Here is a 21,389-nt window from a genome sequence, read left to right as displayed (position 1 = left end):
GTCGACGGGGTACGTCAGGGTCACTTCATCCGGGTGCCGGTGGAACGCAGGTGCTCGCACGCCTCGATGACCCGAGCGGCGAGACCGGCCTCGGCCAGCTTGCCCCAGGTACGCGGGTCGTACTGCTTCTTGTTGCCGACCTCGCCGTCGATCTTGAGGACGCCGTCGTAGTTGCGGAGCATGTGGTCCGCGACCGGCCGGGTGAACGCGTACTGGGTGTCGGTGTCGATGTTCATCTTCACCACGCCGTAGTCGAGCGCCTCCCGGATCTCCTCCAGCAGCGAGCCGGAGCCGCCGTGGAAGACCAGGCTGAGCGGCTTGTCCTTGCCGTACTTGGCGCCGACCGCCTCCTGGATCTGGTTGAGGATCTCCGGCCGGAGCTTGACGTTGCCCGGCTTGTAGACGCCGTGCACGTTGCCGAAGGTCAGCGCCGCCATGTAGCGGCCCTTCTCACCCAGGCCGAGCGCCTCGACCATGGCCAGGCCGTCCTCGACGGTGGTGTAGAGCTTGTCGTTGATGGCGTTCTCGACGCCGTCCTCCTCGCCACCGACGACGCCGACCTCGATCTCCAGGACGATCTTGCCCTTGGCGGCCTCGTCGAGGAGCTGGGCGGCGATCTGCAGGTTCTCCGCCACCGGCACGGCCGAGCCGTCCCACATGTGCGACTGGAACAGCGGCTCCTGGCCGCCCTTCACCCGCTCCTGGGAGATGGCCATCAGCGGCCGGACGAAACCGTCCAGCTTGTCCTTCGGGCAGTGGTCGGTGTGCAGCGCGATGTTGACCGGGTACTTCTTGGCCACCTCGTGCGCGTACGCGGCGAACGCCACGGCGCCGGTCACCATGTCCTTGACGGACGGGCCGGACAGGTACTCGGCACCACCGGTGGAGACCTGGATGATGCCGTCGCTCTCCGCGTCGGCGAAGCCCTTCAGCGCCGCGTTCAGGGTCTGCGACGAGGTCACGTTGATCGCGGGGTACGCGTACCGGCCGGCCTTGGCCCGGTCCAGCATCTCCGCGTAAGCCTCGGGGGAAGCGATGGGCATGTGAAAAGCTCCTTACTTACCGCTCTCGGCCGCGCTGGCCGCTGACTTCCATCGGTGCGCCGGACCGCGCTGTCCACCGTCGGCAGTATCCCGCAGGAGGCGACGGCGGGCACCACCGCCCCGGTGGCCGTCCACCGGTCGGCTCACCGGCGCTCCCACCGGTCCGGTACGGCGACACTGATCAACCAGGTCACCACGGCCATCACGATGGCCCCCCAGAAGGCGGCCCAGAAACCGTCCACCCGGAACGGCAGGTCGAGGGCGCGCGCGAGCCAATCGGTCAGCATGAACAGCAGGGCGTTCACCACCAGCGCGAACAACCCGAGGGTGAGCAGGTAGAACACGCAGCCGACCACCTTGATCACCGGCTTGAGGACCGCGTTGACGACGCCGAAGATCAGCGCCACCACCAGCAGGGTGAGCGCGGTGTTCGCGCCGTTGCGCCCGGTGACGTCGACCCCGGGCACGATCAGCGTGGTGACCCACAGCGCGATCGCCGTGATCACCAGTCGGATCAGGAAGCCCACCGACCCATCCTGACACCACCCGACGTCCCCGGTGGGACGTTCCCGCGTTCCCGCGCCCACCGGGCGACCTGCGCCACCAGCCCGTACGGTGGGGTGGACAGGCCGCCGGCACCAGGGAGGGACGATGGGTCAGCCCCACGAGGACTTCACCCCGAGCGACCACCTCGACCCGCAGGAACGCGACCTGGAGGCCGAGCCGGCCGACGCGGTCGAGCAGGCCGCCGTGGTCGGTCCGGACGAGACCGACGCCGAGCCGCACCGGGGCCTGGAGGTCGACGACTGGGACGCGATGGAGCAGGCCCGGGTGGTCACCGCCGACGAGGACGACTACCGCTGACGGTGCGGGCCGACCGACGTCGTCCCGGCGTGGCGGGGCAACGCGGAGTGTGACCTGCGTGAGAGGCTGACCACTTTCCGTCACCCGCCGGGAGGTAGTCCTCATGCTTCGGCACCACCTACGGCGCTGGTTCGCCACATTCGTCGCCGTCGGCGTGTTCGTCGGCACGGCCGCCACCCCCGCCCTGGCCGTTGGCGCGTTCGTCTCCGCCGCCGCGCCGGCCGCAGCCGGCGCGGTGAAGATCGAATCGCGGGACCTGCTGGTCGCCCCCGGGCACGGCACCTCGGGTCAGGTCCGCATCGACATCACCTACCTTGCCGAGGGCGAGCCTTTCCACCTCGGCCTGGACCTGTCCGAGCTGGACAAGGTCGGCCGCCTCACCACCTCGGGCGACGGCTGGAGTTGCGCCCAGCCCGACAGGCACCTGCGCTGCACCGCCAAAAAGGGCAAGGCGGCCATGTCGAACGAGTTTCCCACCCTGTTCTTCCAGATCGACGCCCGGTCCGACGCGCCGTTGGACACCCGGGTCGAGCTTCGCTTCGACGTGACGTCGTCCGCGGCCAGCGGCACCCGGACCACCACGGTGACCGTCGTCGAGGGGGTCGACCTGCAGACCGCACCGAAGGCGGAGCTGAGCGTCGAACCCGGCGACCTGCTCGACGTCACCGGCACCGTGCGCAACGCCGGCCCCGGACCCCAACGCGGTGTCGTGCTCACCATGGATCCGGACTGGCTGTTGACGTACCGCGACAACTTCCGCAACTGCCGGTGGAGGGAGGGCACCCCGCTCGTCTGCCGTTTCGACACGGAACTCGAACCGGGCGTCACCTACCGCCTCTCGGATCCGCTGCCGTTCAGGGTGAACCGGATCGCCCGCAGCGGCCTGGTGCTGACCAACCGGCTCCAGTGGTGGACCACCGACGACTGGGCGCTGGTCGAGAACGATCCGACCGCCCCGAAACCGCCCGACACTCCCGGCAACGGCATCGAGCTGCGCCTGGTCGCCCAACCGTCCGCGGCACGGACCGATCCCGCCGTCCGGAACAGCTGGACCGACGTCCGGGTGACCATCACCGGCGACCGGACGGCGGACGCCGCCGCCGTGGGCGACGAGGCCCGGGTGCGGGTCGGTGACCGGGTGAAGATGACGATCGGCTTCCGCAACCTGGGGCCGACGACCGTGGAGACGTGGCGGGAACAACCCCTGGTGCAGGTCGACATCCCGGACGGCCTGACGGTGGTCGACATCGTCTGGGATTGCTACCCGGTCACCGACGGGAAGTGGAACGGTGGCGACATAGGCGAGCCCGGTGCCCGGTCCTACGGGTGCGGTGGTCCCGGGGACTTCGCCGATGCCGGGGAGACCTTCTCCTACGCATTGACGCTGCGCGTCGACCGGCTGACCCGACGGACCGCCGGGGCGGTGACCACCGCCCTCGACGGTGACACCGATCACCGCAACGACCGGGCGGAGATCGTGTTCCTGCCGGCCGCCGACGGCAGTGCCGGTGGGGAACCGGACGGGGACGGTTCACTGCCGATCACCGGCAGCGCCGCCGCATCTCTCGCCGCGCTGGGTGGGGGGCTGCTCATTGCCGGCCTCGGCGGCTACCTGGTGGCCCGCCGTCACAGGACCCGCTTCGTCGCCTGATCCTCCTCCACCATCCGAGTCCCGTCGGCGACCCGGTCCGGCGGGTCGCCGCAACCGTCCACGGACCCGACCCGGCCGTTGTGTCGGTTCAGCCGGCCGTTCGGCCCATCTCTGGACCCGCGCGGCAGCACGGGCAGCACGGGAAGCGCGAGATCCATAGGATTCGCAGGCTTCGCTGCTCACCCACGGGAGGAAATCCATGATGCTCAAGCACTCGACCCGGCGCTGGCTCGCCGGGCTGAGCGTGGCCGGAGCATTCGTCGCCGCCTCGGCCACCCCGGCGTCGGCCGAGAGCGCAAAGGTCAATCTTGGCATCTACTTCGATGACACGACCGTCGCACTCGGCTCCGAAGGCAAGACGAACTCGCCCACGCTGCACAGCTCCGTGCCGGCCGTCCTGCGCGGCCTGAGCGTGCGCTACGACTTCGCCGGGCTCAGCGCAAAGGTGACGGTCAAGCCGGAGAGCGTGGGCAGCGGTGACTGCACCTCGCCGCAGCAGGGCGTCCTGGTCTGCACCGACCCGTTCGAGGTCGAGCTCGATGAGTGGGGCATCGGCGGCTACTTCAACGTCGTCATCGCACCGACCGCCGACGCCCAGGACGGCGACAGCGGCGACCTCAAGGTGACGGTCAGCGCGGACGGTGCCAAGTCGGCCAGCCACACCGCCAAGGTCCGGGTCGGGGAGGGTGTCGACCTCGCCGGCGGCACCGAGGTGACGCGGTCCACGGCCCCCGGTGGGAGTTTCACCGCCCCGCTGACGGTGCAGAACGTCGGGCAGAGCACCGTCAAGGGTGCCGTGGCGGTCTTCGACCACGACCGGGCCATCCGCCCCGGCAAGAAGTACAGCAACTGCACCTACGAGGGTGACCAGCTACGCACGTGCAGCTTCACCGACCTCGTCGCGGCTCCCGGTGAGAGCTGGACCGCTGACGCCCCGTACCTGCTCGGCAAGGACGCCTACGCCCCGGGCCGCAGCTACGGCTACCACAACTGGATGACGGTGGCGGAGTTCGAGGACTTCACGACGTACCTGGCGCATCTGGACATCTCGATCGGCAAGCCCGGTGACGGCGGTGAACTCAGCCTGGGCAAGGGCGGCAACCGCCGGGGTCTCCAGTCCGACACCGACCCCTACAACAACTGGTCCAGCGTGGTGGTCAAGGCCACCGGTAAGAACGGGACGGACCTGGCCGCGATCGGCAACTCGGTGAAGGGCAAGGCCGGTGAGGTGGTCAATGCCACCATCGGCGTCCGTAACGACGGACCGGCGTCGCTGGACTTCAGCCGTAGCGGCACCCCCGTCACGAAGGTGGACGTCGTCGTGCCGACCGGCACCACCGCCGTCGAGGTGCCCGACACCTGCATGCCCTTCAACGATGGCGACGCGGACTGGTCGGAGGCCGGCACGCCCGGCGCCAAGGCGTACCGCTGCCTCCCGGACACCTACCTCGCCGTGAACGAGAAGCAGACCTTCTCGTTCGACCTGCGGATCGACAAGGTGGTCCCGGACGCCGCAGGCACCGTGACGATCAACGCCAAGTGCGCGTGCGACGGGTTCACCGAGGACACCAACGCGGCCAACGACGTCACGAAGCTGCTCGTCAACGCGACCGGCCCCGACGGCGGCACGGACGGCCCCGGCGGGGGTGACGGGGGCGCGGGCGCCGGTGACGGTGGCCCGCTCCCGATCACCGGCAGCTCGACGGCCCTGGTCGGTGGGGTCGGCGCACTGCTGCTCGTCGCCGGTGCCGCCGGCTACCTGGTGGCCCGCCGCCGCCGGACCCGCTTCGTGGCCTGATCTCCGCTGCACCTTCGACGCCCCGTCGACCCGCCCGGGTCGGCGGGGCGTCGCGTTCCACCGCCCGCGCACCCGACCGGGCCGGACCGCCGGGCGTTGCGCCTCGCCGCCCGCGCACCCGGACTGCGGCGGCCCCGGAGAGCGGCGGCCCCGGAGAGCGGCGGCCCCGGGGGAAATGAGGACGACGCCGGATCGGCCACGCTGGGATCATGGGCGCGTGCTGCTCACCCTGACCACCACCCACCGGCCGGCGACGGATCTCGGTTTCCTACTGGTCAAGCACCCCGACCGGGTGCAGGAGTTCGACCTGCCGACGGGCACCGCGCACGTGTTCTACCCGGAGGCGACGGAGCAGCGGTGCACGGCCGCCCTGCTGGTCGAGGTCGATCCGCAGCGCCTCGGGGTGGGGCGGCGGCGGGCGGCGTCCACCCCCGAGAGTTTCACCCTCGGGCAGTACGTCAACGACCGTGCCTACGCCGCGTCGAGCCTGCTGTCCTCCGCGCTGTCCACGGTGTTCCGCTCCGCGCTGCGCGGGGTGTCCCGGGACCGCCCGGAGCTGGCCGGCACGGCGATCCCGCTGAGCATCCGGGTGCCGGTGCTGCGTTGCCGGGGCGGTGCGGAGCTGGCGGTACGGCTGTTCGCCCCGCTCGGCTGGGCGGTCACCGCAGCCCCGCTCCCGCTCGACGAACAGCACCCCGAATGGGGTGACAGCCGGTACGTCGACCTCTGCCTGACCGGCACGGTCCGCCTCGCCGACGCCCTCAATCACCTGTACGTCCTGCTGCCGGTGCTGGACGACGCCAAGCACTACTGGGTCGCCCCGGACGAGATCGACAAGCTGCTGCGGGCCGGGGCGGGCTGGTTGGCCGACCACCCGGACCGGGTGTTGATCACCCGGCGTTACCTGGCGCACCGGCGGGCGTTGGCCGGGCAGGCGATGGCCCGGCTGGCCGAGTTGCGGCTGGCCGACGTACCCGTGCCGGACGACAGTGTCGACGAGGCCACCGGCCCGGCGGACGCCGACCCTGGGCGGGCGTCCCTGGCGGTGCGGCGGCGCGAGGCGGTGCTCGCCGCGCTGGCGGCCAGCGGCGCGAGCCGGGTGGTGGACCTGGGGTGTGGCGGCGGTGCGCTGCTCACCGCGTTGCTCGCCGACCGGCGTTACACCGAGGTGGTGGGCGTGGACGTCGCTCCCCAGGCGCTGACCGTGGCCGCCCGTCGGCTGCGGCTGGACCGGCTGCCCCAGCGGCAGCAGGACCGGGTCCGGCTGTGGCAGTCGGCGTTGACCTACCGGGACGACCGGTTGCGCGGCTATGACGCGGCGGTGCTGATGGAGGTCGTCGAGCACCTGGACCCGGCCCGGCTGCCCGCGTTGGAGGATGCCGTCCTGGGTCACGCCCGGCCGGGCACGGTCGTGGTGACCACCCCCAACGCGGAGTACAACGTGCGGTACGAGGGGCTGCCGGCGGGTCGGTTCCGGCACCCCGACCACCGGTTCGAGTGGACCCGTGCCGAGTTCGCGGCGTGGGTCGACCGGGTGGCCGCCGCGCACGGCTACACGGCCACGATCAGCGGGGTCGGCGACCACGACCCCGAGCTGGGCCACCCCACCCAGCTCGCCGTCCTCACCGCCGTGGGCAGCCAGGAGGCGACCCGATGACCACTCTCGACATTCCCGAGCTGGCCCTGGTGGCGTTGGTCGGTGTCTCCGGCTCGGGCAAGTCCACCTTCGCCGCCCGGCACTTCGCGCCCAGTCAGGTGCTCGCCTCGGACGCGTTCCGGGCGATGGTCGCCGACGACGAGAACGACCAGTCCGCCTCCGCCGACGCGTTCGGGGCACTGCACCACGTGGCGGGGGTGCGGCTGCGGCGGGGCCGGCTCACCGTGGTCGACGCGACGAACCTCCAGCCGCACGCCCGCGCCGGGCTGGTGGCGGTGGCCCGGGAGCACGACGTGCTGCCGGTGGCGATCGTGCTGGACGTGCCGGAGGCGCTGGCCTGGGAACGGACCCGGGCCCGCACCGACCGCACGCACGGCCGGCAGGTGCTGGCCCGGATGCAACGTGACCTGCGCCGGTCGTACGGGCAGTTGGCCCGGGAGGGGTTCCGCACAGTGCACGTGCTGCGCGGGGTCGAGGAGATCGACGCCGCGCGGATCCGGCTGGAGAAGCTGTTCAACGACCGGCGGGAGCTGACCGGGCCGTTCGACGTCGTCGGTGACGTGCACGGGTGCCGGGCGGAGCTGGAGTCGTTGTTGACGCGGCTGGGTTACCTGCTGCACCGCGACGACGCGGGTCGCCCGGTGGACGCGGTGCCCCCGGCTGGTCGTACCGCCGTCTTCGTGGGTGACCTGGTGGACCGCGGCCCGGACTCCCCCGGCGTGCTGCGCCTGGTGATGGGCATGGTGGCGGCCGGGCACGCGATCTGCGTGCCGGGCAACCACGAGCACAAGCTGCTGCGCAAGCTGCGTGGCCAGGACGTCAAGCTCACCCACGGCCTGGCCGAGACGATGGCGCAGCTCGACGCCGAGGACCCGGCGTTCGTGGCCGGAGTGGCGACCTTCATCGACGGCCTGGTCAGCCACTTCGTGCTGGACGGCGGCCGGCTGGTGGTGGCGCACGCCGGGTTGAAGGAGGCCTACCACGGCCGCACGTCGGGCCGGGTCCGTTCGTTCGCGCTCTGGGGCGAGACCACCGGCGAGGTCGACGAGTACGGCCTGCCGGTGCGCTACCCGTGGGCGCGCGACTACCGGGGTGCGGCCACGGTCGTGTACGGGCACACCCCGACCCCGACGCCGGAATGGGTCAACAACACGATCTGCGTGGACACCGGTTGCGTCTTCGGCGGGAAGCTCACCGCGCTGCGCTACCCGGAACGGGAGCTGGTCTCGGTCGACGCCCAGCGGGAGTGGTACGCCCCGGCCCGGCCGCTGGTCAGCACCCCGACCCGCCCGGACACGGTGCTCGACCTGGCCGACGTGACCGGGCGGCGGCACCTGGAGCACGCCTACGGCACGCTGACCGTGCCGGCGGAGAACGCCGCCGCCGCGCTGGAGGTGATGAGCCGGTTCGCGGTGGACCCGGGCCGGTTGGTCTGGTTGCCGCCGACGATGGCACCCTGCTCGACGTCGACCGTGCCAGGGTTCCTGGAACACCCGGCGCAGGCGTTCGACGACTACCGGTCGGCCGGCGTGCAGCGGGTGGTGTGCGAGGAGAAGCACATGGGTTCCCGGGCGGTGGTGCTTGTCGAACGGGAACCGGGTCCGTTCGGCGGCGGGGTGGTGCACACCCGCACCGGCCGGCCATTCTTCGGCCCGCCGTGGGACGGGGAGCTGCTGGACCGGGTCCGGGCGGCGGTCGGCACGGCCGGGCTGTGGGACGAGTTGGGCACCGACCGGCTGCTGCTGGACTGTGAGCTGCTGCCCTGGTCGGCGAAGGCGGGCGGGCTGATCCGCGAGCAGTATGCCGGGGTCGGGGCGGCCGGCCGGGCGGCGGTGCCGGCGGCGTTGGCCGCGCTGGAGGCCGCGAGCGCCCGCGGGTTGCCGGTGGACGCGCTGCGGGACCGGATGGCGGCCCGCCGGGCGGAGATCGAGGGTTACTCGGCGGCCTACCGGGCGTACGTGGCCCCCACCGAAGGGCTGCGCGGGGTGACCCTGGCGCCGTTCGCGGTGCTGGCCGGGGCGACGGTGACCTTCACCGACCGGGACCACGGCTGGCACCTGGCGTTGGCCGACCGGCTCTGCGCGGCCGACCCGGAGTTCTTCACGCCGACCCGACGGCAGGTGGTGGAGCTGGCCGACGAGGCGGCGGTGGCGACGGCCACCGAGTGGTGGTCGGCGCTGACCGGGGCCGGTGGCGAGGGGATGGTGGTCAAGCCGTACGCCGGTCCGGCGGCCCGGTCGGCACGCGGTTCGCTGCTCCAGCCGGGGATCAAGTGCCGGGGCCGGGAGTACCTGCGGATCATCTACGGCCCCGGTTACACCGCTCCCGACCAGCTCGCCGCGTTGCGTCGCCGCTCGCTGGGCCGTAAGCGGGGGCTGGCGCTGCGCGAGCACGCGCTCGGCCTGGCCGCCCTGGACGGGTACGCCGCCGACGTCCCGCTGTGGCGTCGGCACGCGCTGGTCTTCGCGATCCTCGCCTGCGAGTCGGAGCCGGTCGACCCACGCCTCTGACCGCCCGCCCCGGGCCGGGTGAGCGAACCCGGCCCAGGGCGGACAGCCCGGGGGTCGGGTCGGGCAGAGGGCGGGTCGGGCAGGGGGTCGGGTCGGGCAGAGGGCGGGTCGCAGGGTGGGTCGGGTCGTTGGGTGGAGTCGACGACCGTTCGGTCCATTCCGCCGACACCCGTCGTCGCGGGGCGCCCGACCGGGACGGATTCCGTAGGCTGCGACAACCGCCCCAGCCCTTCCTCAGGACAGGATCCACTGATGCGCAAGCACGCGACGCGTCGTTGGCTGGCCGGACTCGGTGTGGTGGGCGTGTGCGTCGTCGCCTCCGCCGCTCCGGCCCCGGCCGCCCCCGCCAGCCCCGGAGCTTCCCCCGATGTGGTCACGGTGGCCGGGTTCACCACCTACGCCAACAACATCACCCTCGCCCCGGGCGGTCCGGGCAAGGACGTGTCCCTCAACGTGCTGGGCGACCGGCTCCCGCTTGAGTACACCGCCACCGTGGACTTCGGCGCCGTCGAGGCCTTCGCCGACGTACGCAATCCCTCAAGCCGTGCCTGCACCCGCAAGGGCACCGTCCTGACCTGCTCGGCCATCGACAACGACAGGTCGAACCTGCTGCTGATCCCGGTGCTGCCGCGCCCCGGGGCCGAGGTGGGTCAGGAGGGCCGCATCCGGATCACCGTGACCAGCCCTCAGACGGGTACGAGCACCACCGCCTCGACCGTTCTCATCGGCGAGGGGGTCGACCTGGTGGCGGGTCCCGCAGTCACGCTGGCCGGCGGTCCCGGTGCCACGGTGCCGATGGGCCTGTCGGTCGGCAACCGGGGGAAGGAGACCGCGCGGGGCGTGGTGCTCCTCGTCTCGGCCGCGTACGGGCTCACCCCGTCGAAGCGCTACCAGAACTGCCGTTACGGCAGCAAGGGTGGGTTGGTGCATTTCACGCCGAACCTGTTCGCCTGCACCTTCGACGATGAGATCGCGCCGGGCCGGGCACTCCGGGTCGACGGCGGCTTCGGTGTCACCGTGCCCCGTGACGTCTCGGCGCCGAACATCCAGCCCGGCACCGCCACCTGGTTCACCGCGCAGGACTGGGCGGACGCGCAGCCCAGCTACACGCTCGACCAGCAGGGGACCGGCGGTGTGCTGCGGCTGGAGTCGACCGGTACCCGCCTGCCCGGCGGCACGTCCCGGGCAGCACAGACCGACGTCAGGCCGACCGACAACGAAACCGCCGTCGAGTTGACCGTCACCGGCAACCAGCGGGCCGACCTGGCGGCAGACGAGGTGCGGATCACCGCCAGGGTGGGCGAGACCGTGCCGGTCAAGATCGGTTACACCAACCGGGGACCGGCCTCGTCGTCCAACGGCGGTCGCGACTTCTACACGGTCGTCACGATGACCGTGCCGAAGGGTGTCACCGCCGTCAAGGCACCCAAGAACTGCCTCGACGCCGACATCCAGGACGAGGAGGGCGGCCGGCCGGGTGCCCGCGCCTACCTCTGCTACCAGTACGACGTCATCCGCAAGGGTGGGAAGGTCGCCCTGCCGTTCTCGTTCCGCATCGATCGGGCGGGCGCCCTGACGGGCAAGGTCGAGCTGAGCAACGGCCCGGTGGGCGCGAAGGACCTCGACCCGAGCAACGACACCGCGAAGATCCTGGTGAATCCCGCCTCGGGTGGTCAGGGTGGCGACGACGGCTCGTTGCCGATCACCGGCTCCCCGACCGGCCTGGTGGCCACCGTCGGTGGTCTGTTGCTGGTGGCCGGGGTCGGCAGCTACCTGGCGGCCCGCCGCCGCCGGTCGCACTTCGTGGCCTGAGCGGGCGCACGTCGTGGCCTGAGCAGACGCGGGTGGTCTGGGCGGGTGTGCGTCGTGGCCCGACCCGGGCGCGTCGTGGCCTGGGTGGGGCCGCGTCGCGGCCCGTCCGGGCGGGCCCGGGGTGAGATCACGGTCGAAGGGGCGCGTGCCGCGACCGACGCTTCGCGGGCTCGGTATGGTGTGTGGCCGTGGACACAGGTGAGAAGACGCGGGTGGTCGCCGAGACGGTCGCGCTGAATCCGCTCGACCCCAAGGATCTGCTCCAGACCTTCGGACTGGTCGGCGTGTGGGTGATCCTCTTCGCCGAGACCGGTCTGCTGGTGGGGTTCTTCTTCCCCGGCGACTCGCTGCTCTTCCTGGCCGGGGTCGCCGCCTCGCCGGTGGCCGATGCGATGTTCGGCGACGGCACCCGGCTCTCCCTGGTCGGGCTGCTGATCGGTGGGCCGATCTGCGCGATCGTCGGGGCCCAGCTCGGGCACTGGCTCGGGGCCCGCTACGGCCGCCGGATGTTCGAGCGCCCCAACTCCCGACTCTTCAAGAAGGAGTACGTGGAGAAGGCGGAGTTCTACTTCCAGAAGTTCGGCCCGGCCAAGGCCGTGGTGCTGGCCCGGTTCATCCCGATCGTGCGGACGTTCCTCAACCCGGTGGCGGGTGCGCTCGGCATGCCGGCGAAGCAGTTCCTCCTGTGGAACGTCGTCGGGGCGATCCTCTGGGTCGACGGCATCCTGCTGATCGGCTACCTGCTCGCCGACCAGATCTACAACGCCATCGGCGACAAGATCGACCGGTACATCCTGCCGGTGGTCGCGCTGATCATCCTGATCTCGGTGCTGCCGATCTTCTTCGAGTTCCTGCGCGACCGTAAGGCCCGTCGACGCGGTGAGGCCGTCGCGGTGGTCGCCGCCGCGAGCGCGGTGGGGGCGGTCGAGGCCGTCCGGGACGCCGTCGAGCACCACCACCCGCACCACGGGCAGCGGCACGGTGAAACGCAGCAGCACGGGCAGCAGCACGGTGAAACGCAGCAGCAGCCCTACGGCGGTGGGCAGCCCGGCCAGCCGCACGGCCGCGACCAGCAGTTCCCGCCGCAGACCTACGGTCAGCCCCAGCCGCCGCAGGACGGTGGACGGTACCCGGAGCACGGTCAGGGCCGCTGAACGCCGGGACGACGAACGGCCGGCCCTCGGGGAGAGGACCGGCCGTTGCATACGCGTACGCCACCGCGGGCACGGTGGTGGATCAGCAAACTGACCGGTGACGGAGAACCGTCACCACCCGATGACGCCACCCCTGGTACGCCATCGGACGTCACCCCCTGGTGGGGGCGACGGGTGCAGTCAGCGGGCCTTCTTGGTGGCCCGCTTGCGCGGCGGCGTGAGGAGGTCGGCGATCGTAGCGATCGCCGACGGCACCAGCCGGTAGTAGGCCCACACACCACGCTTCTCCCGCTCCAGCAAGCCGGCCTCGGTGAGGATGCGGAGGTGGTGGCTGACCGTCGGCTGCGAGAGGCCGAGCGGCGCGGTGAGGTCACACACGCACGCTTCGCCCTCGGGCGCCGACTGGATCAGGCTGAGCAGCCGCAGCCGAGCGGGGTCGGCGAGGGCCTTGAGGACCCCCGCCAGCCGCTCGGCGTCGGCACGTTCGATCGGCTCGCCGGCAAGCGGCGAGATCTGAGGCATGGTCATTTCAGCCAACGCAGTTCCCACGTATTCCATCCTTCCACCAGCAGCATCGATCCGCCTGCATATCAGCAGATCCGAATCGGCAAATTTTCACGCCACAAGGCCGAGGTCAGCCAACGTAAAGGCCGCCCGATACGGCAGTCCGGCGGCGCGTACGACGTCGCTGGCGCCACGATCGACGATAACCGCCACGCCCACGACCTCCGCCCCGGCCTCGCGTAGTGCTTCGACGGCCGTCAACACGCTGCCGCCCGTCGTCGAGGTGTCCTCCACCGCCAGTACCCGCCGGCCGGCCACCTCAGGACCCTCGATCCGCCGTTGGAGACCATGCGCCTTGCCGGCCTTGCGGACCACGAAGGCGTCCAGGGGTCGATCGGTCTCCGCGGCGGCGTGCAACATCGAGATGCCGATCGGATCGGCACCCAGGGTCAACCCACCGACCGCGTCGTAATTCCAGTCGGCGGTCAGCTCCCGCATCACCCGACCGACCAGGGGAGCGGCCCGGTGATGGAGAGTCACGCGACGCAGATCGACGTACCACTCCGCCTCCCGCCCCGAGGAGAGCACGACCCGGCCATGGACCACAGCCAGGTCAGTGATGAATTTACGCAGGTCGTCGTGGTCCCCCATGCCGATAGAGGGTACTGCGCAAGTCTGTGGGTCGTGTGTGCGGCCCACCCGGATCGGTCACCCGATCGACCGATGACTGGCGATGGACGGCTACGCTGCGCGATCGCACGGGCAGAGTTGTCGCAGGACAGCGGGCGGCCCGCGCGCCGTACCGCGCCGACGCCCGCTCACTCCCCGGCCGGATCGAGCTGCCCCCGCCGGTCCCGGAAGGCACCCCGCAACAACCGCCGCGGTACGTGTCGAAGGCTCGCGACGGCCAGCTTGTACTTCCAGTCCGGCACGCTGACCGTTTTGCCTTTCCGCAGGTCACGCAGGGCTTCGGCGACCACGTCGTCGGCCCGCAGCCAGATCCACCGTGGCATGCCGGACATGTCGATGCCGGTGCGCTCGTGATAGCCGGTGCGGGTGTAGCCGGGGCAGAGCGCCATCACGTGCACGCCCGCCACCCGGGTGGATTGCCCGATCGACTCGCTGAAGCTGGTGACCCATGCCTTGCTGGCTGGATAGGTGGAGCCCGGCATCACCGGGCCGAACCCGGCAACCGAAGAGACATTTATCACTGCCCCATCGCCGCGTTCGATCATTGGCCCGAGCGCGGCGAGAGTGAGCCGGAGTACCGCGTGCACATTCAACCGGAGCAATTGGGTCTCGTCGGCGACGGTGGAACGCAGAAACGGCCGACTGAGGCTGAGCCCGGCATTGTTGACCAACAGGTGCACCGGGTCGCCCGTGGTCAGTCGCCGTTCCACCCGGGCGCAACCGTCGTCGGTGGACAGATCGGCCGGTACGACCTGGACCTGGTTGCCGTACCGGCCGGTCAGTTCGGCGGCGGTCGCGTCGAGCCGGGTGGCGTCCCGGGCCACCAGGATCAGGTCCCAGCCCTCGGCGGCGAGTTGGCGGGCGAACGACTCACCGATGCCGGCGGTGGCACCGGTGATCAGCGCGCGGCGGCCCGGAGCCGGTCGGTCGGCGGTCACGGTTGCTCCTCAACGGGGCGGCGGCACCGGCGGAACGGCACCGGGGTCAGGCTCGGACGCCGGGGTGAACGGGGGCGGCCCGGAGCCGGGGCCCACCGGGCGGCGGGTGGCGAACCAGGTGCTCGCCGCCGGCAGCACCAGCAGCACGGCCACCACAAGGTAGCCGAGGGCCTGGCCCACCGAAACCCCCGCGTTCACCGGCACCCACCAGGACGGGTAGGCGTCGTCGAGGGTGCCGAACAGGTCGGCGACGCCCTGGTCCCCGCTGCCCAGCCGCAGCGGCCTGACCCGCTGGCCGACCAGCGCCGCGAGCGCGCACCCACCGGCGAGCAGGCCCAGCCCGCAGACCACCCAGACGCCGATCCGGGCCGCCCGACGACGGGCGAGCAGCCCACCGGCGAGGCCGACCAGCAGCAGCCCCACCAGCACCGTCAGCACCGCCGCGCCGACCGTGCCGAGCCGCAGCAGTCGGACCACGCCGTCGACGTCGCCCGGGTCGGCGGCGGTGTCGGCGGCGGCCACCCGGAACCGGTCGACGGTGCCGCCCAGGGCGAGCAGGGTGGTCACGGCGTAGACCCCGGCAGCGAGCGCCATCAGCCCGAGCAGCGCCGCCGCCGTGGTGACGACGACCGGCCGGCGGGCCGGCACCTGATCCGGGTACGACACGACGATTCCCTCCGGTAGGCGTCGGTGTGCAACCTACTCGGAGGGAATCGTCGGTGTCGCTGTTACGCGCCCGTCAGCTGCCGGCGGGGCGTTGCGGGTCGTCCGGGCCGCTGCCTCCGGCGGGCCGGTCCGGCTCCCCACCCGACGGCGGCTGCCAGGACTGGCCGTCGGACGGCTGCGGCTGATCCGGCACGCCCGGGGTGGACGCCGACGGGCCGGGCTGACCCGGGGTCGACGACGGTCCGGGGGTGCCGGGCTGGCCGGGGGTGCCGGGCTGCGGGTAGTCCGTCGTCGCCGGGTAACCCGGGGTGGCCGGGTAACCGGGGGTAGCCGGGTAGCCCGGGGTGGCCGGGTAGGCGGCACCGGGAACCGGCGGCTCCCAGCCGCCCTTGGGCTTGCGGAAGAACTCGTTGGACTTCGGCAGGGCGAGCAGGATCAGCGCCGCCAGCAGGGCCAACAGGCTCAGCACGCCGAGCAGGGTGCTGACCGGGTTGTACCAGGAGGGCAGCACGGCGTTCATGCTGCGCTCCAACTCCTCGGCGCTCGGCGCGTTGCCGGAGCCGGAGCCGGCGGAACCGCTGAAACCGGCGGAACCGTTGACCAGTCCACCACCGACGCAGCAGACCATGATGCCGCCGACCACCCAGGTGGCGATCCGGCTGCCGTTCTTGCCCCGGTTGTTGAAGATCGCCAGGACGACGAGGGCCAGCGCGATCAGCAGCAGAATGGCGGACGCGGCGACGGCGAAGACCACGACGGCGGTGCCGAGCCCCTCGACCTCGCTCGCGGTCCCCTCGAACGCGTCCTCGAACGCCTGGCGGAGCTTGCCGCTGATCGCGAGGGTGAGGATCAGCCCGATCAGTTGGAGCGCCGCAAAGAACATCAGCAGATAGCTGGAGAGCGTCACCAGACCCGGACGGGTCCGGGCGGGCGTGCTGTGGGAATCGACCATGATTCTCCTTCCTAGATCACCGCACCACGGTAACGTCCGCAGTCCCGTCGTACCGGCTACGACGGAGCCGTACCCGATGATCGACCTGCCGAATCATCCATCGGCCGGGCGCGGGGCCGCGACCGAAGCGGATCAGGCGGGCGCTTCCCCGGGTCACGACTCGCGCACCAACCGGCGGTGTTCGGCGGTCACCACACCGAGCAGGAGCAGGTCCACCGCCAGCCCGGTCACCGCGCCGAACTGGTTGACCGTGAAGTTGAAGATCTGCCCGAACAGCAGGTCGACCAGGAGGGCCAGCTTGAACAGCCGGAACGCGGCCCGCCGGTCGTTGCGGAGCAGGAACGCGGCGCGGATGCTCAGCACCCCGGCGACCACCGCCGAGGCCGACACCCCGAGCACCGCGCCCCACTCGCCGAGCTGGTCCAGCTCGCCGGTCACCCCCTCGGTGGTGACCGCCACCACCGTCGCCACCGGCTCGATGACCAGGTAGGCCACCACCAGCAGGACCACCCAACGCTGGGCGGTCAGCCGGAGCAGCGCGCCGCGCAGCCGGGCCACCCAGGGCTGCCAGAACCGCCGTGGCGGTGGTTCCCGGCGCGGCACCACGTCCAGCAGCGCGGAGACCGCCGACTCGACCTCCGGGCCGGCACCCCGGACCAGCCGCAGGGTGGCCACCCTGCGCCGGTCGGTCAACCCCCGGCCGACCCCGCCGACGATCACGTCCAACGCGTTCGCCACCCGTTCGCCGGGGGTCAGCCGGATCCGTTCGCGCAGCGCCTGGGTGATCACCACCAGCAGGGCGAACACGGCGTAGATGATCCCGGCGGCCGGCCGGTAGAAGTAGTCGGTGCCGGCGGTGACGAACTTGCCGACCTCGTCGATGAACAGCCCGAAACCGACCCCCGCGAGCACCGCGCCGGCCATCCGGGCGGCCCCACCGAGGAAGATCAGCGCGACGCCCAGGCCGACGGTCATCAGCAGGCCACCCCAGAGCACGTGCGCGATGTGCAGGCCACCGCCGCCGAGCTGCGGGTAGCCGGTGGCGTGCAGGAACGCCCGGGTGACCAGCACCGTCGCCACCCCGGACAGCACGAACGCCTGCAGGTACGCCGCAGCGTCCACCGCACGCGGTGGCAGCCGGCGGCGCAGCGACGGTGACATCAGTCCGAGGCTAGTAGCCGCGCCACTCGCTGCGGGCGTAGTCGAGCACCCTGGGCCGCAACAGGGTGGAGGAGGGCACGTCCAGGCGGCCCCGGTCGGCGGGGAAGGCCGCCGCCGCCCGCAGCACCCCCGGGTCGAGGAAACGCAGCCGGGGCGCGTCGGCCGGTAACTCCAGGGGCGGCGGGGTCCCGCCCGGCGCGGCGAGCACGAACCCCCAGTCACCGAACGACGGCACGTCGACGTGGTACGGCACGGTGGCGAAGCCGGCCTCACGGATCGACGCCTCGATCGACCAGTACGACCGGGGCGCGAAGTACGGCGACCCGGACTGCACCACCAGCCGGGCGCCCTCGGCGAGCACCGAACGGATCAGGGCGTAGAACTCGACGGTGTAGAGCTTGGCGGTGGCCGTCTCGTCCGGGTCGGGCAGGTCGGCGACGACCACGTCGAAGCGTTCGCCGGCGGTCCGCAACCAGCCGAAGGCGTCGGTGTTGAGCACCCGGACCCGGGGGTCGTCGAGGGAACCGCCGTTGAGCGCGCGCAGCTGCGGCTCGGAGCGGGCCAGCGCCACCACCGCCGGGTCGAGGTCGACCACGGTCACCCGGCGCACGTCCGGATAGCGCAGGATCTCGCGGACCGCGAGACCGTCGCCGGCACCGAGGACCAGCACCTCACCGCGCGGGCCACGCATCGCCGGGTGCACCAGCGCCTCGTGGTAGCGATATTCGTCGATCGAGCTGAACTGGAGGTCGCCGTTGAGGAACAGCCGCAGGTCGGTGACGGAGTGGCCGACCTCGCGAACCGACCGGGTCAGCACGATCTCCTGGTAGCGGGAGCGTTCGGCGTGCACCACCGGGTCGCGGTAGAGCTGCTGACGGCTGGTCACCTCGAAGTCGGCGGCGGTGACCCAGGCGTACCCCAGGCAGAGGGCGACCACCACGGAGCCGGCGCCCAGCACGAGCCGGGCCCGGCGGCTCAGCTCGGCGCGGAACACCGTGCAGACCAGGGCCAGGCCGGCCACCGCGTTCACCGCGCCGACCACCAACGCGCCCTTGAGCTGGCCGAAGACCGGGATCAGCAGGAACGGGAAGGCGAGCCCGCCGAGCAGCGCGCCGACGTAGTCGGCGGCGAACAGGTCGGCGACCGCGCTGCCGGCGGCCTGCTCCCGGATGCGTTGCAGCATCACCATCAGCAGCGGGATCTCCGCGCCGATCAGCAGACCCAGCACGAACGCGGTGCCGACCAGCGCCGGGCCGTACAGGTCGAGCCAGGCGAACGCGGCGTAGAGGCCGAGCACCGACAGGCCGCCGAGCAGGGCCAGGGTCAGCTCGATCACCGCGAACGCGGCGGCGGCCCGGGGCTGCAACGGCTTGGCGACCAGCGCCCCGATCCCCATCGCGAAGACCATCACGCCGAGCACGATCGACGCCTGCCCGACCGTGTCGCCGATCAGGTAGCTGCCGAGCGCGACCAGGGCCAACTCGTACACCAGGCCGCAGGCGGCGCAGACGAAGACCGCGAGCAGCACCGACGCGCGGGCCCACCGCCAGCGCGGCCGGACCGCCGGAGTCTCGTCGACCGTGGTCACCGCGCCCCCCGGAAACGCCCGGCCGGCGTCGCCGCCCGCTGCCGGCCGCGCTGGACGAACCCGACGGTGATCAGCAGGACGGCGACCAGCAGCAGGCCGGCGGCGGCCAGCACCGTACCCCAGCGGTCCCGCCAGAAGTCGCTGCCGGTGTCCGGCAGCGGGGCCGCCACCGCGCCGGGGTCGGCGGTCGGGGTGGCCGCCGGTGGTGCCGCACCCGTCTCGGCGACCAGCAGCGGCAAAGCCACGGCGGCGCGGCAGATCGCCCAGCCCGGGTCGTCCACGAAGACGTCCTCGTGCAGGCCGAACCGGGTCAGACCGGTCTGCACGGCGTAGAGGTCGGCCCGGGAGAAGTCGCCCGAGCCGGTCACGGTGATGGTCGCCGAGTCGCTGCTCTCGCTGCTCTCCGCGGTGTAGGTGATCCGGGCCCGGACCTGCACCCAGCGCGGGCAGCGGTCGTCCTCCTCCACCGCCACCCCGTCACCCAGGTTGGAGCCGACGCTCACCGGCGAGAGGAACGACTCCTCCAGCCGCCAGCCGTAGCAGATGCCCTGGCTGGCGGTCGCCTGGGCGAGCAGCGGCACGGTGTCGGCGCGCTCGTCGGCCGCCGGGGCGGGGACGTCGGTGCCGCCGGAGTCCCGGTTGAAGAGGCTACTGCCCACGCAGACCACCACGACCAGGCCGAGGACGATCCAGACGACCCAGGCACCCGCGTTCTGTTTCGGCTTCGCCGGCTGCTTCGCCGTGGTCATCAGCTGATGGCGGCGGCGATGATCGCGCCGGTGGCGAGGTGCACCATCGCCGACACCCAGACCGCCGGGTGCGGCTGCTGGTCGACCAGCAGCGTGCCCAGCTTGCCCGGGGTCAACGCGTCGAGCAGCACGAACGCCAGGGCCATGATGACCAGGCCGACGATCCCGTACGCGGCGGAACCGACCAGGCCGAGCAGGAAGTCGTCCTCACTGGCGGCGATCGCGGCCACCACGATGATGCCGACGCCGGCCAGGTTCGAGGTGAGCAGCAGCGCGGCGTTACGGTTGCGTTCGGTCCAGATAAGCTCGTGGAGCTTGCCCGGGGTGGCCACGTCCACCAGCACGTAGCCGACGGCCATCAGGACGACACCGACCACCCCGTAGGCGAGGGTGACCAGCAGGTCGGTGACCAGGTTCTGCACAGCGTGCTCCAGGGGTTCGTTCGGTCGGGATCGATACGCGTCACTTGCCGGAGCCGGGGCCGCCACCACGCACGGTGCTGCCCCGACCCCAACCCCAGTGGCTGCCCACCGTCGAGTGGTAACGCGGGTAGGCGGTGCGCATCCGCTCCAGCAAAATCAGCGAGCCGGCGGCGATCGGCAGGATCACCAACGAGTCGTCGTCGTAGCGCAGGTAGACGCCGCTGCCGTCGACGTACTGGTCGGCCGGCTTCCAGGCACCGGTGACGTCGTCCGCCACCTGGCTCGGGGTCCGGTTCGAGGTGTACGCGACGGCGTCCCGCCCGATGTCCCGGGCCGCCGCCCGGGTGTAGCGGTCCTCGATGTAGCCCCGGGGCGAGAAGTTGCCGTAGAAGATCGCGAAGGCGGCGACCAGCGCGCCGACGACCGCGAACGCCACCCCCACCACGAACCAACGTCGGTACGTCACGGTGTCTCCTTCGTTCGCGACTGCGGGGCTCGCAGAACCGGCTCACTCCTCGCGCTCACGGTGCCTCCTCCGTTCGCGACTGCGGGGCTCGCAGAAGGTCCACCACCGTCTCGGTCAGGACCAGTTCGTTGGTCTGGGGGTACGCGTGCCAGGTGCGCCAGCCCACCGTGCCGTCCGGCGCGTCGGGGCGTACGGCCAGCGCGGTGACCGCGTCCGGGTCCCCCGGAAAGACCCCGACCAGGGCGTACGGGTCGTCGGCCAGGTCGGCGCGGAGCGCGGCGATCCGGGTGTGCAGCTCCCCCTCGGCGGGGCGCAGCACGGTCGCGGTGAACCGGTAGCCACCCGCCTCGTCGTGCAGGTCGCCGGGCAGGTGCGGGGGCCGACCGGGCAGGCAGGCGACCGTCTCGACCAGCCCACCCGCCGCTGCCGGACCCGTCGCGTCGGCCCACCCGGTCGAGGTGTCGGCGTCGGCGAGCCCGGTCGAAGCCGCCGGGGTGCCGAGCCCGGTCGGAGCGGCCGGGGTGCCGAGCCCGGTCGGGATGTCCGCGTCGGCGAGCCCGGTCGAAGCGGCCGGGGTGGTGAACCCGGTCGGGGTGGTGAGGACGACCTGGTGGGACGCGCCGAGCAGGCGCAGCCGCAGCCGTACGCCGCCGGGCAGGGTCACGTCACGGATGTGCAGGGCGGGGCGTTCCGGGCCACCGAGCGCCAGGCTCAGGTCGGCGGCGCAGGTGTCGACGTACGGGGTGTCCAGGCTGACCAGCACG

Annotated in this window: 19 protein-coding genes and 1 pseudogene; 7 read left to right on the top strand and 13 right to left on the bottom strand. The window is 72.0% G+C overall.

Annotated features, from left to right (window positions below; translation table 11 throughout):
* Nucleotides 1-20: 20 nt before the first annotated feature.
* Together fbaA and ACQP2H_RS00800 are read right to left on the bottom strand one after the other, a co-directional pair.
* Entirely contained in the window at nucleotides 21-1,043 is a 1,023-nt protein-coding gene (fbaA, locus tag ACQP2H_RS00805; protein WP_208565316.1) for a class II fructose-bisphosphate aldolase, read from the bottom strand.
* Nucleotides 1,044-1,186: 143 nt separating this feature from the next.
* Entirely contained in the window at nucleotides 1,187-1,570 is a 384-nt protein-coding gene (locus ACQP2H_RS00800) for a phage holin family protein (protein ID WP_208565315.1), read from the bottom strand.
* Between the two features lie 124 nt (nucleotides 1,571-1,694).
* Here ACQP2H_RS00800 and ACQP2H_RS00795 point away from each other — a divergent pair, with 124 nt between their 5' ends.
* From ACQP2H_RS00795 to ACQP2H_RS00765, 7 genes and pseudogenes are all read left to right on the top strand, one after another.
* A complete protein-coding gene (locus ACQP2H_RS00795; RefSeq protein WP_219465549.1) occupies nucleotides 1,695-1,907 on the top strand; it encodes a hypothetical protein in 213 nt (70 codons plus the stop codon).
* 103 nt (nucleotides 1,908-2,010) lie between these two features.
* A complete protein-coding gene (locus ACQP2H_RS00790; RefSeq protein WP_219465548.1) occupies nucleotides 2,011-3,558 on the top strand; it encodes an LPXTG cell wall anchor domain-containing protein in 1,548 nt (515 codons plus the stop codon).
* A 199-nt stretch (nucleotides 3,559-3,757) separates the two neighbouring features.
* Nucleotides 3,758-5,356, top strand: coding sequence for an LPXTG cell wall anchor domain-containing protein (locus ACQP2H_RS00785; RefSeq protein ID WP_433230446.1), 1,599 nt, complete (start codon nucleotides 3,758-3,760; stop codon nucleotides 5,354-5,356).
* Nucleotides 5,357-5,573: 217 nt separating this feature from the next.
* On the top strand, nucleotides 5,574-7,013 hold the full coding sequence (locus ACQP2H_RS00780; protein ID WP_433230444.1) for a 3' terminal RNA ribose 2'-O-methyltransferase Hen1: 1,440 nt from the start codon (nucleotides 5,574-5,576) through the stop codon (nucleotides 7,011-7,013).
* Nucleotides 7,010-9,523: a polynucleotide kinase-phosphatase gene (locus tag ACQP2H_RS00775; protein ID WP_433230441.1), complete on the top strand. Its 2,514-nt coding sequence runs from the start codon at nucleotides 7,010-7,012 to the stop codon at nucleotides 9,521-9,523. The genes ACQP2H_RS00780 and ACQP2H_RS00775 overlap by 4 nt, the downstream gene beginning before the upstream one ends.
* Nucleotides 9,524-9,775: 252 nt before the next feature.
* Nucleotides 9,776-11,335 carry an LPXTG cell wall anchor domain-containing protein gene (locus ACQP2H_RS00770; protein ID WP_433230439.1) on the top strand — a complete coding sequence of 520 codons (1,560 nt, stop codon included), beginning with the start codon at nucleotides 9,776-9,778 and terminating at the stop codon, nucleotides 11,333-11,335.
* A 182-nt stretch (nucleotides 11,336-11,517) separates the two neighbouring features.
* A pseudogene (locus ACQP2H_RS00765) lies at nucleotides 11,518-12,300 on the top strand (DedA family protein); the annotation flags it as partial.
* Nucleotides 12,301-12,669: 369 nt separating this feature from the next.
* Here the strand turns inward: ACQP2H_RS00765 and ACQP2H_RS00760 are convergent.
* From ACQP2H_RS00760 to ACQP2H_RS00710, 11 genes are all read right to left on the bottom strand, one after another.
* Complete coding sequence (locus tag ACQP2H_RS00760; protein WP_007454255.1) at nucleotides 12,670-13,047, bottom strand: ArsR/SmtB family transcription factor; 378 nt, start codon at nucleotides 13,045-13,047, stop codon at nucleotides 12,670-12,672.
* 57 nt (nucleotides 13,048-13,104) lie between these two features.
* Nucleotides 13,105-13,644: an orotate phosphoribosyltransferase gene (gene pyrE / locus ACQP2H_RS00755; RefSeq protein WP_091252187.1), complete on the bottom strand. Its 540-nt coding sequence runs from the start codon at nucleotides 13,642-13,644 to the stop codon at nucleotides 13,105-13,107.
* A 167-nt stretch (nucleotides 13,645-13,811) separates the two neighbouring features.
* A complete protein-coding gene (locus tag ACQP2H_RS00750; protein ID WP_219465541.1) occupies nucleotides 13,812-14,621 on the bottom strand; it encodes an SDR family NAD(P)-dependent oxidoreductase in 810 nt (269 codons plus the stop codon).
* A 9-nt stretch (nucleotides 14,622-14,630) separates the two neighbouring features.
* Complete coding sequence (locus ACQP2H_RS00745) at nucleotides 14,631-15,287, bottom strand: hypothetical protein (RefSeq protein ID WP_219465539.1); 657 nt, start codon at nucleotides 15,285-15,287, stop codon at nucleotides 14,631-14,633.
* A 73-nt stretch (nucleotides 15,288-15,360) separates the two neighbouring features.
* A complete protein-coding gene (locus tag ACQP2H_RS00740; protein ID WP_433230434.1) occupies nucleotides 15,361-16,239 on the bottom strand; it encodes a hypothetical protein in 879 nt (292 codons plus the stop codon).
* Between the two features lie 153 nt (nucleotides 16,240-16,392).
* Entirely contained in the window at nucleotides 16,393-17,376 is a 984-nt protein-coding gene (locus ACQP2H_RS00735) for a hypothetical protein (RefSeq protein ID WP_219470515.1), read from the bottom strand.
* A 34-nt stretch (nucleotides 17,377-17,410) separates the two neighbouring features.
* The gene (locus ACQP2H_RS00730) at nucleotides 17,411-18,988 is read right to left on the bottom strand and encodes a polyamine aminopropyltransferase (protein WP_433230432.1); all 1,578 of its coding nucleotides are present in this window, start codon (nucleotides 18,986-18,988) and stop codon (nucleotides 17,411-17,413) included.
* A complete protein-coding gene (locus tag ACQP2H_RS00725) occupies nucleotides 18,985-19,737 on the bottom strand; it encodes a hypothetical protein (RefSeq protein ID WP_357532798.1) in 753 nt (250 codons plus the stop codon). Before ACQP2H_RS00725 ends, ACQP2H_RS00730 begins: the two co-directional genes overlap by 4 nt.
* Entirely contained in the window at nucleotides 19,737-20,159 is a 423-nt protein-coding gene (locus ACQP2H_RS00720; protein ID WP_219465535.1) for a DUF350 domain-containing protein, read from the bottom strand. Before ACQP2H_RS00720 ends, ACQP2H_RS00725 begins: the two co-directional genes overlap by 1 nt.
* Nucleotides 20,160-20,199: 40 nt before the next feature.
* Complete coding sequence (locus ACQP2H_RS00715; RefSeq protein WP_208565302.1) at nucleotides 20,200-20,625, bottom strand: DUF4247 domain-containing protein; 426 nt, start codon at nucleotides 20,623-20,625, stop codon at nucleotides 20,200-20,202.
* Nucleotides 20,626-20,680: 55 nt separating this feature from the next.
* The gene (locus ACQP2H_RS00710) at nucleotides 20,681-21,388 is read right to left on the bottom strand and encodes a DUF2617 family protein (protein WP_374197540.1); all 708 of its coding nucleotides are present in this window, start codon (nucleotides 21,386-21,388) and stop codon (nucleotides 20,681-20,683) included.
* Nucleotide 21,389: the final 1 nt, after the last annotated feature.

Source organism: Micromonospora sp. CA-248260, from assembly GCF_050942205.1.
Taxonomy (GTDB): Bacteria; Actinomycetota; Actinomycetes; order Mycobacteriales; family Micromonosporaceae; genus Micromonospora; species Micromonospora antibiotica.
This window is presented reverse-complemented; position numbering and strand designations above follow the sequence as displayed.

What these genes read in the sequence shown, in the direction of transcription:
- fbaA (WP_208565316.1), bottom strand. Translation starts at nt 1,043, where the DNA reads ATGCCCATCGCTTCCCCCGAGGCTTACGCGGAGATGCTGGACCGGGCC.
- ACQP2H_RS00795 (WP_219465549.1), top strand. Translation starts at nt 1,695, where the DNA reads ATGGGTCAGCCCCACGAGGACTTCACCCCGAGCGACCACCTCGACCCG.
- ACQP2H_RS00790 (WP_219465548.1), top strand. Translation starts at nt 2,011, where the DNA reads ATGCTTCGGCACCACCTACGGCGCTGGTTCGCCACATTCGTCGCCGTC.
- ACQP2H_RS00785 (WP_433230446.1), top strand. Translation starts at nt 3,758, where the DNA reads ATGATGCTCAAGCACTCGACCCGGCGCTGGCTCGCCGGGCTGAGCGTG.
- ACQP2H_RS00775 (WP_433230441.1), top strand. Translation starts at nt 7,010, where the DNA reads ATGACCACTCTCGACATTCCCGAGCTGGCCCTGGTGGCGTTGGTCGGT.
- ACQP2H_RS00770 (WP_433230439.1), top strand. Translation starts at nt 9,776, where the DNA reads ATGCGCAAGCACGCGACGCGTCGTTGGCTGGCCGGACTCGGTGTGGTG.
- ACQP2H_RS00760 (WP_007454255.1), bottom strand. Translation starts at nt 13,047, where the DNA reads ATGGAATACGTGGGAACTGCGTTGGCTGAAATGACCATGCCTCAGATC.
- pyrE (WP_091252187.1), bottom strand. Translation starts at nt 13,644, where the DNA reads ATGGGGGACCACGACGACCTGCGTAAATTCATCACTGACCTGGCTGTG.
- ACQP2H_RS00740 (WP_433230434.1), bottom strand. Translation starts at nt 16,239, where the DNA reads ATGGTCGATTCCCACAGCACGCCCGCCCGGACCCGTCCGGGTCTGGTG.
- ACQP2H_RS00725 (WP_357532798.1), bottom strand. Translation starts at nt 19,737, where the DNA reads ATGACCACGGCGAAGCAGCCGGCGAAGCCGAAACAGAACGCGGGTGCC.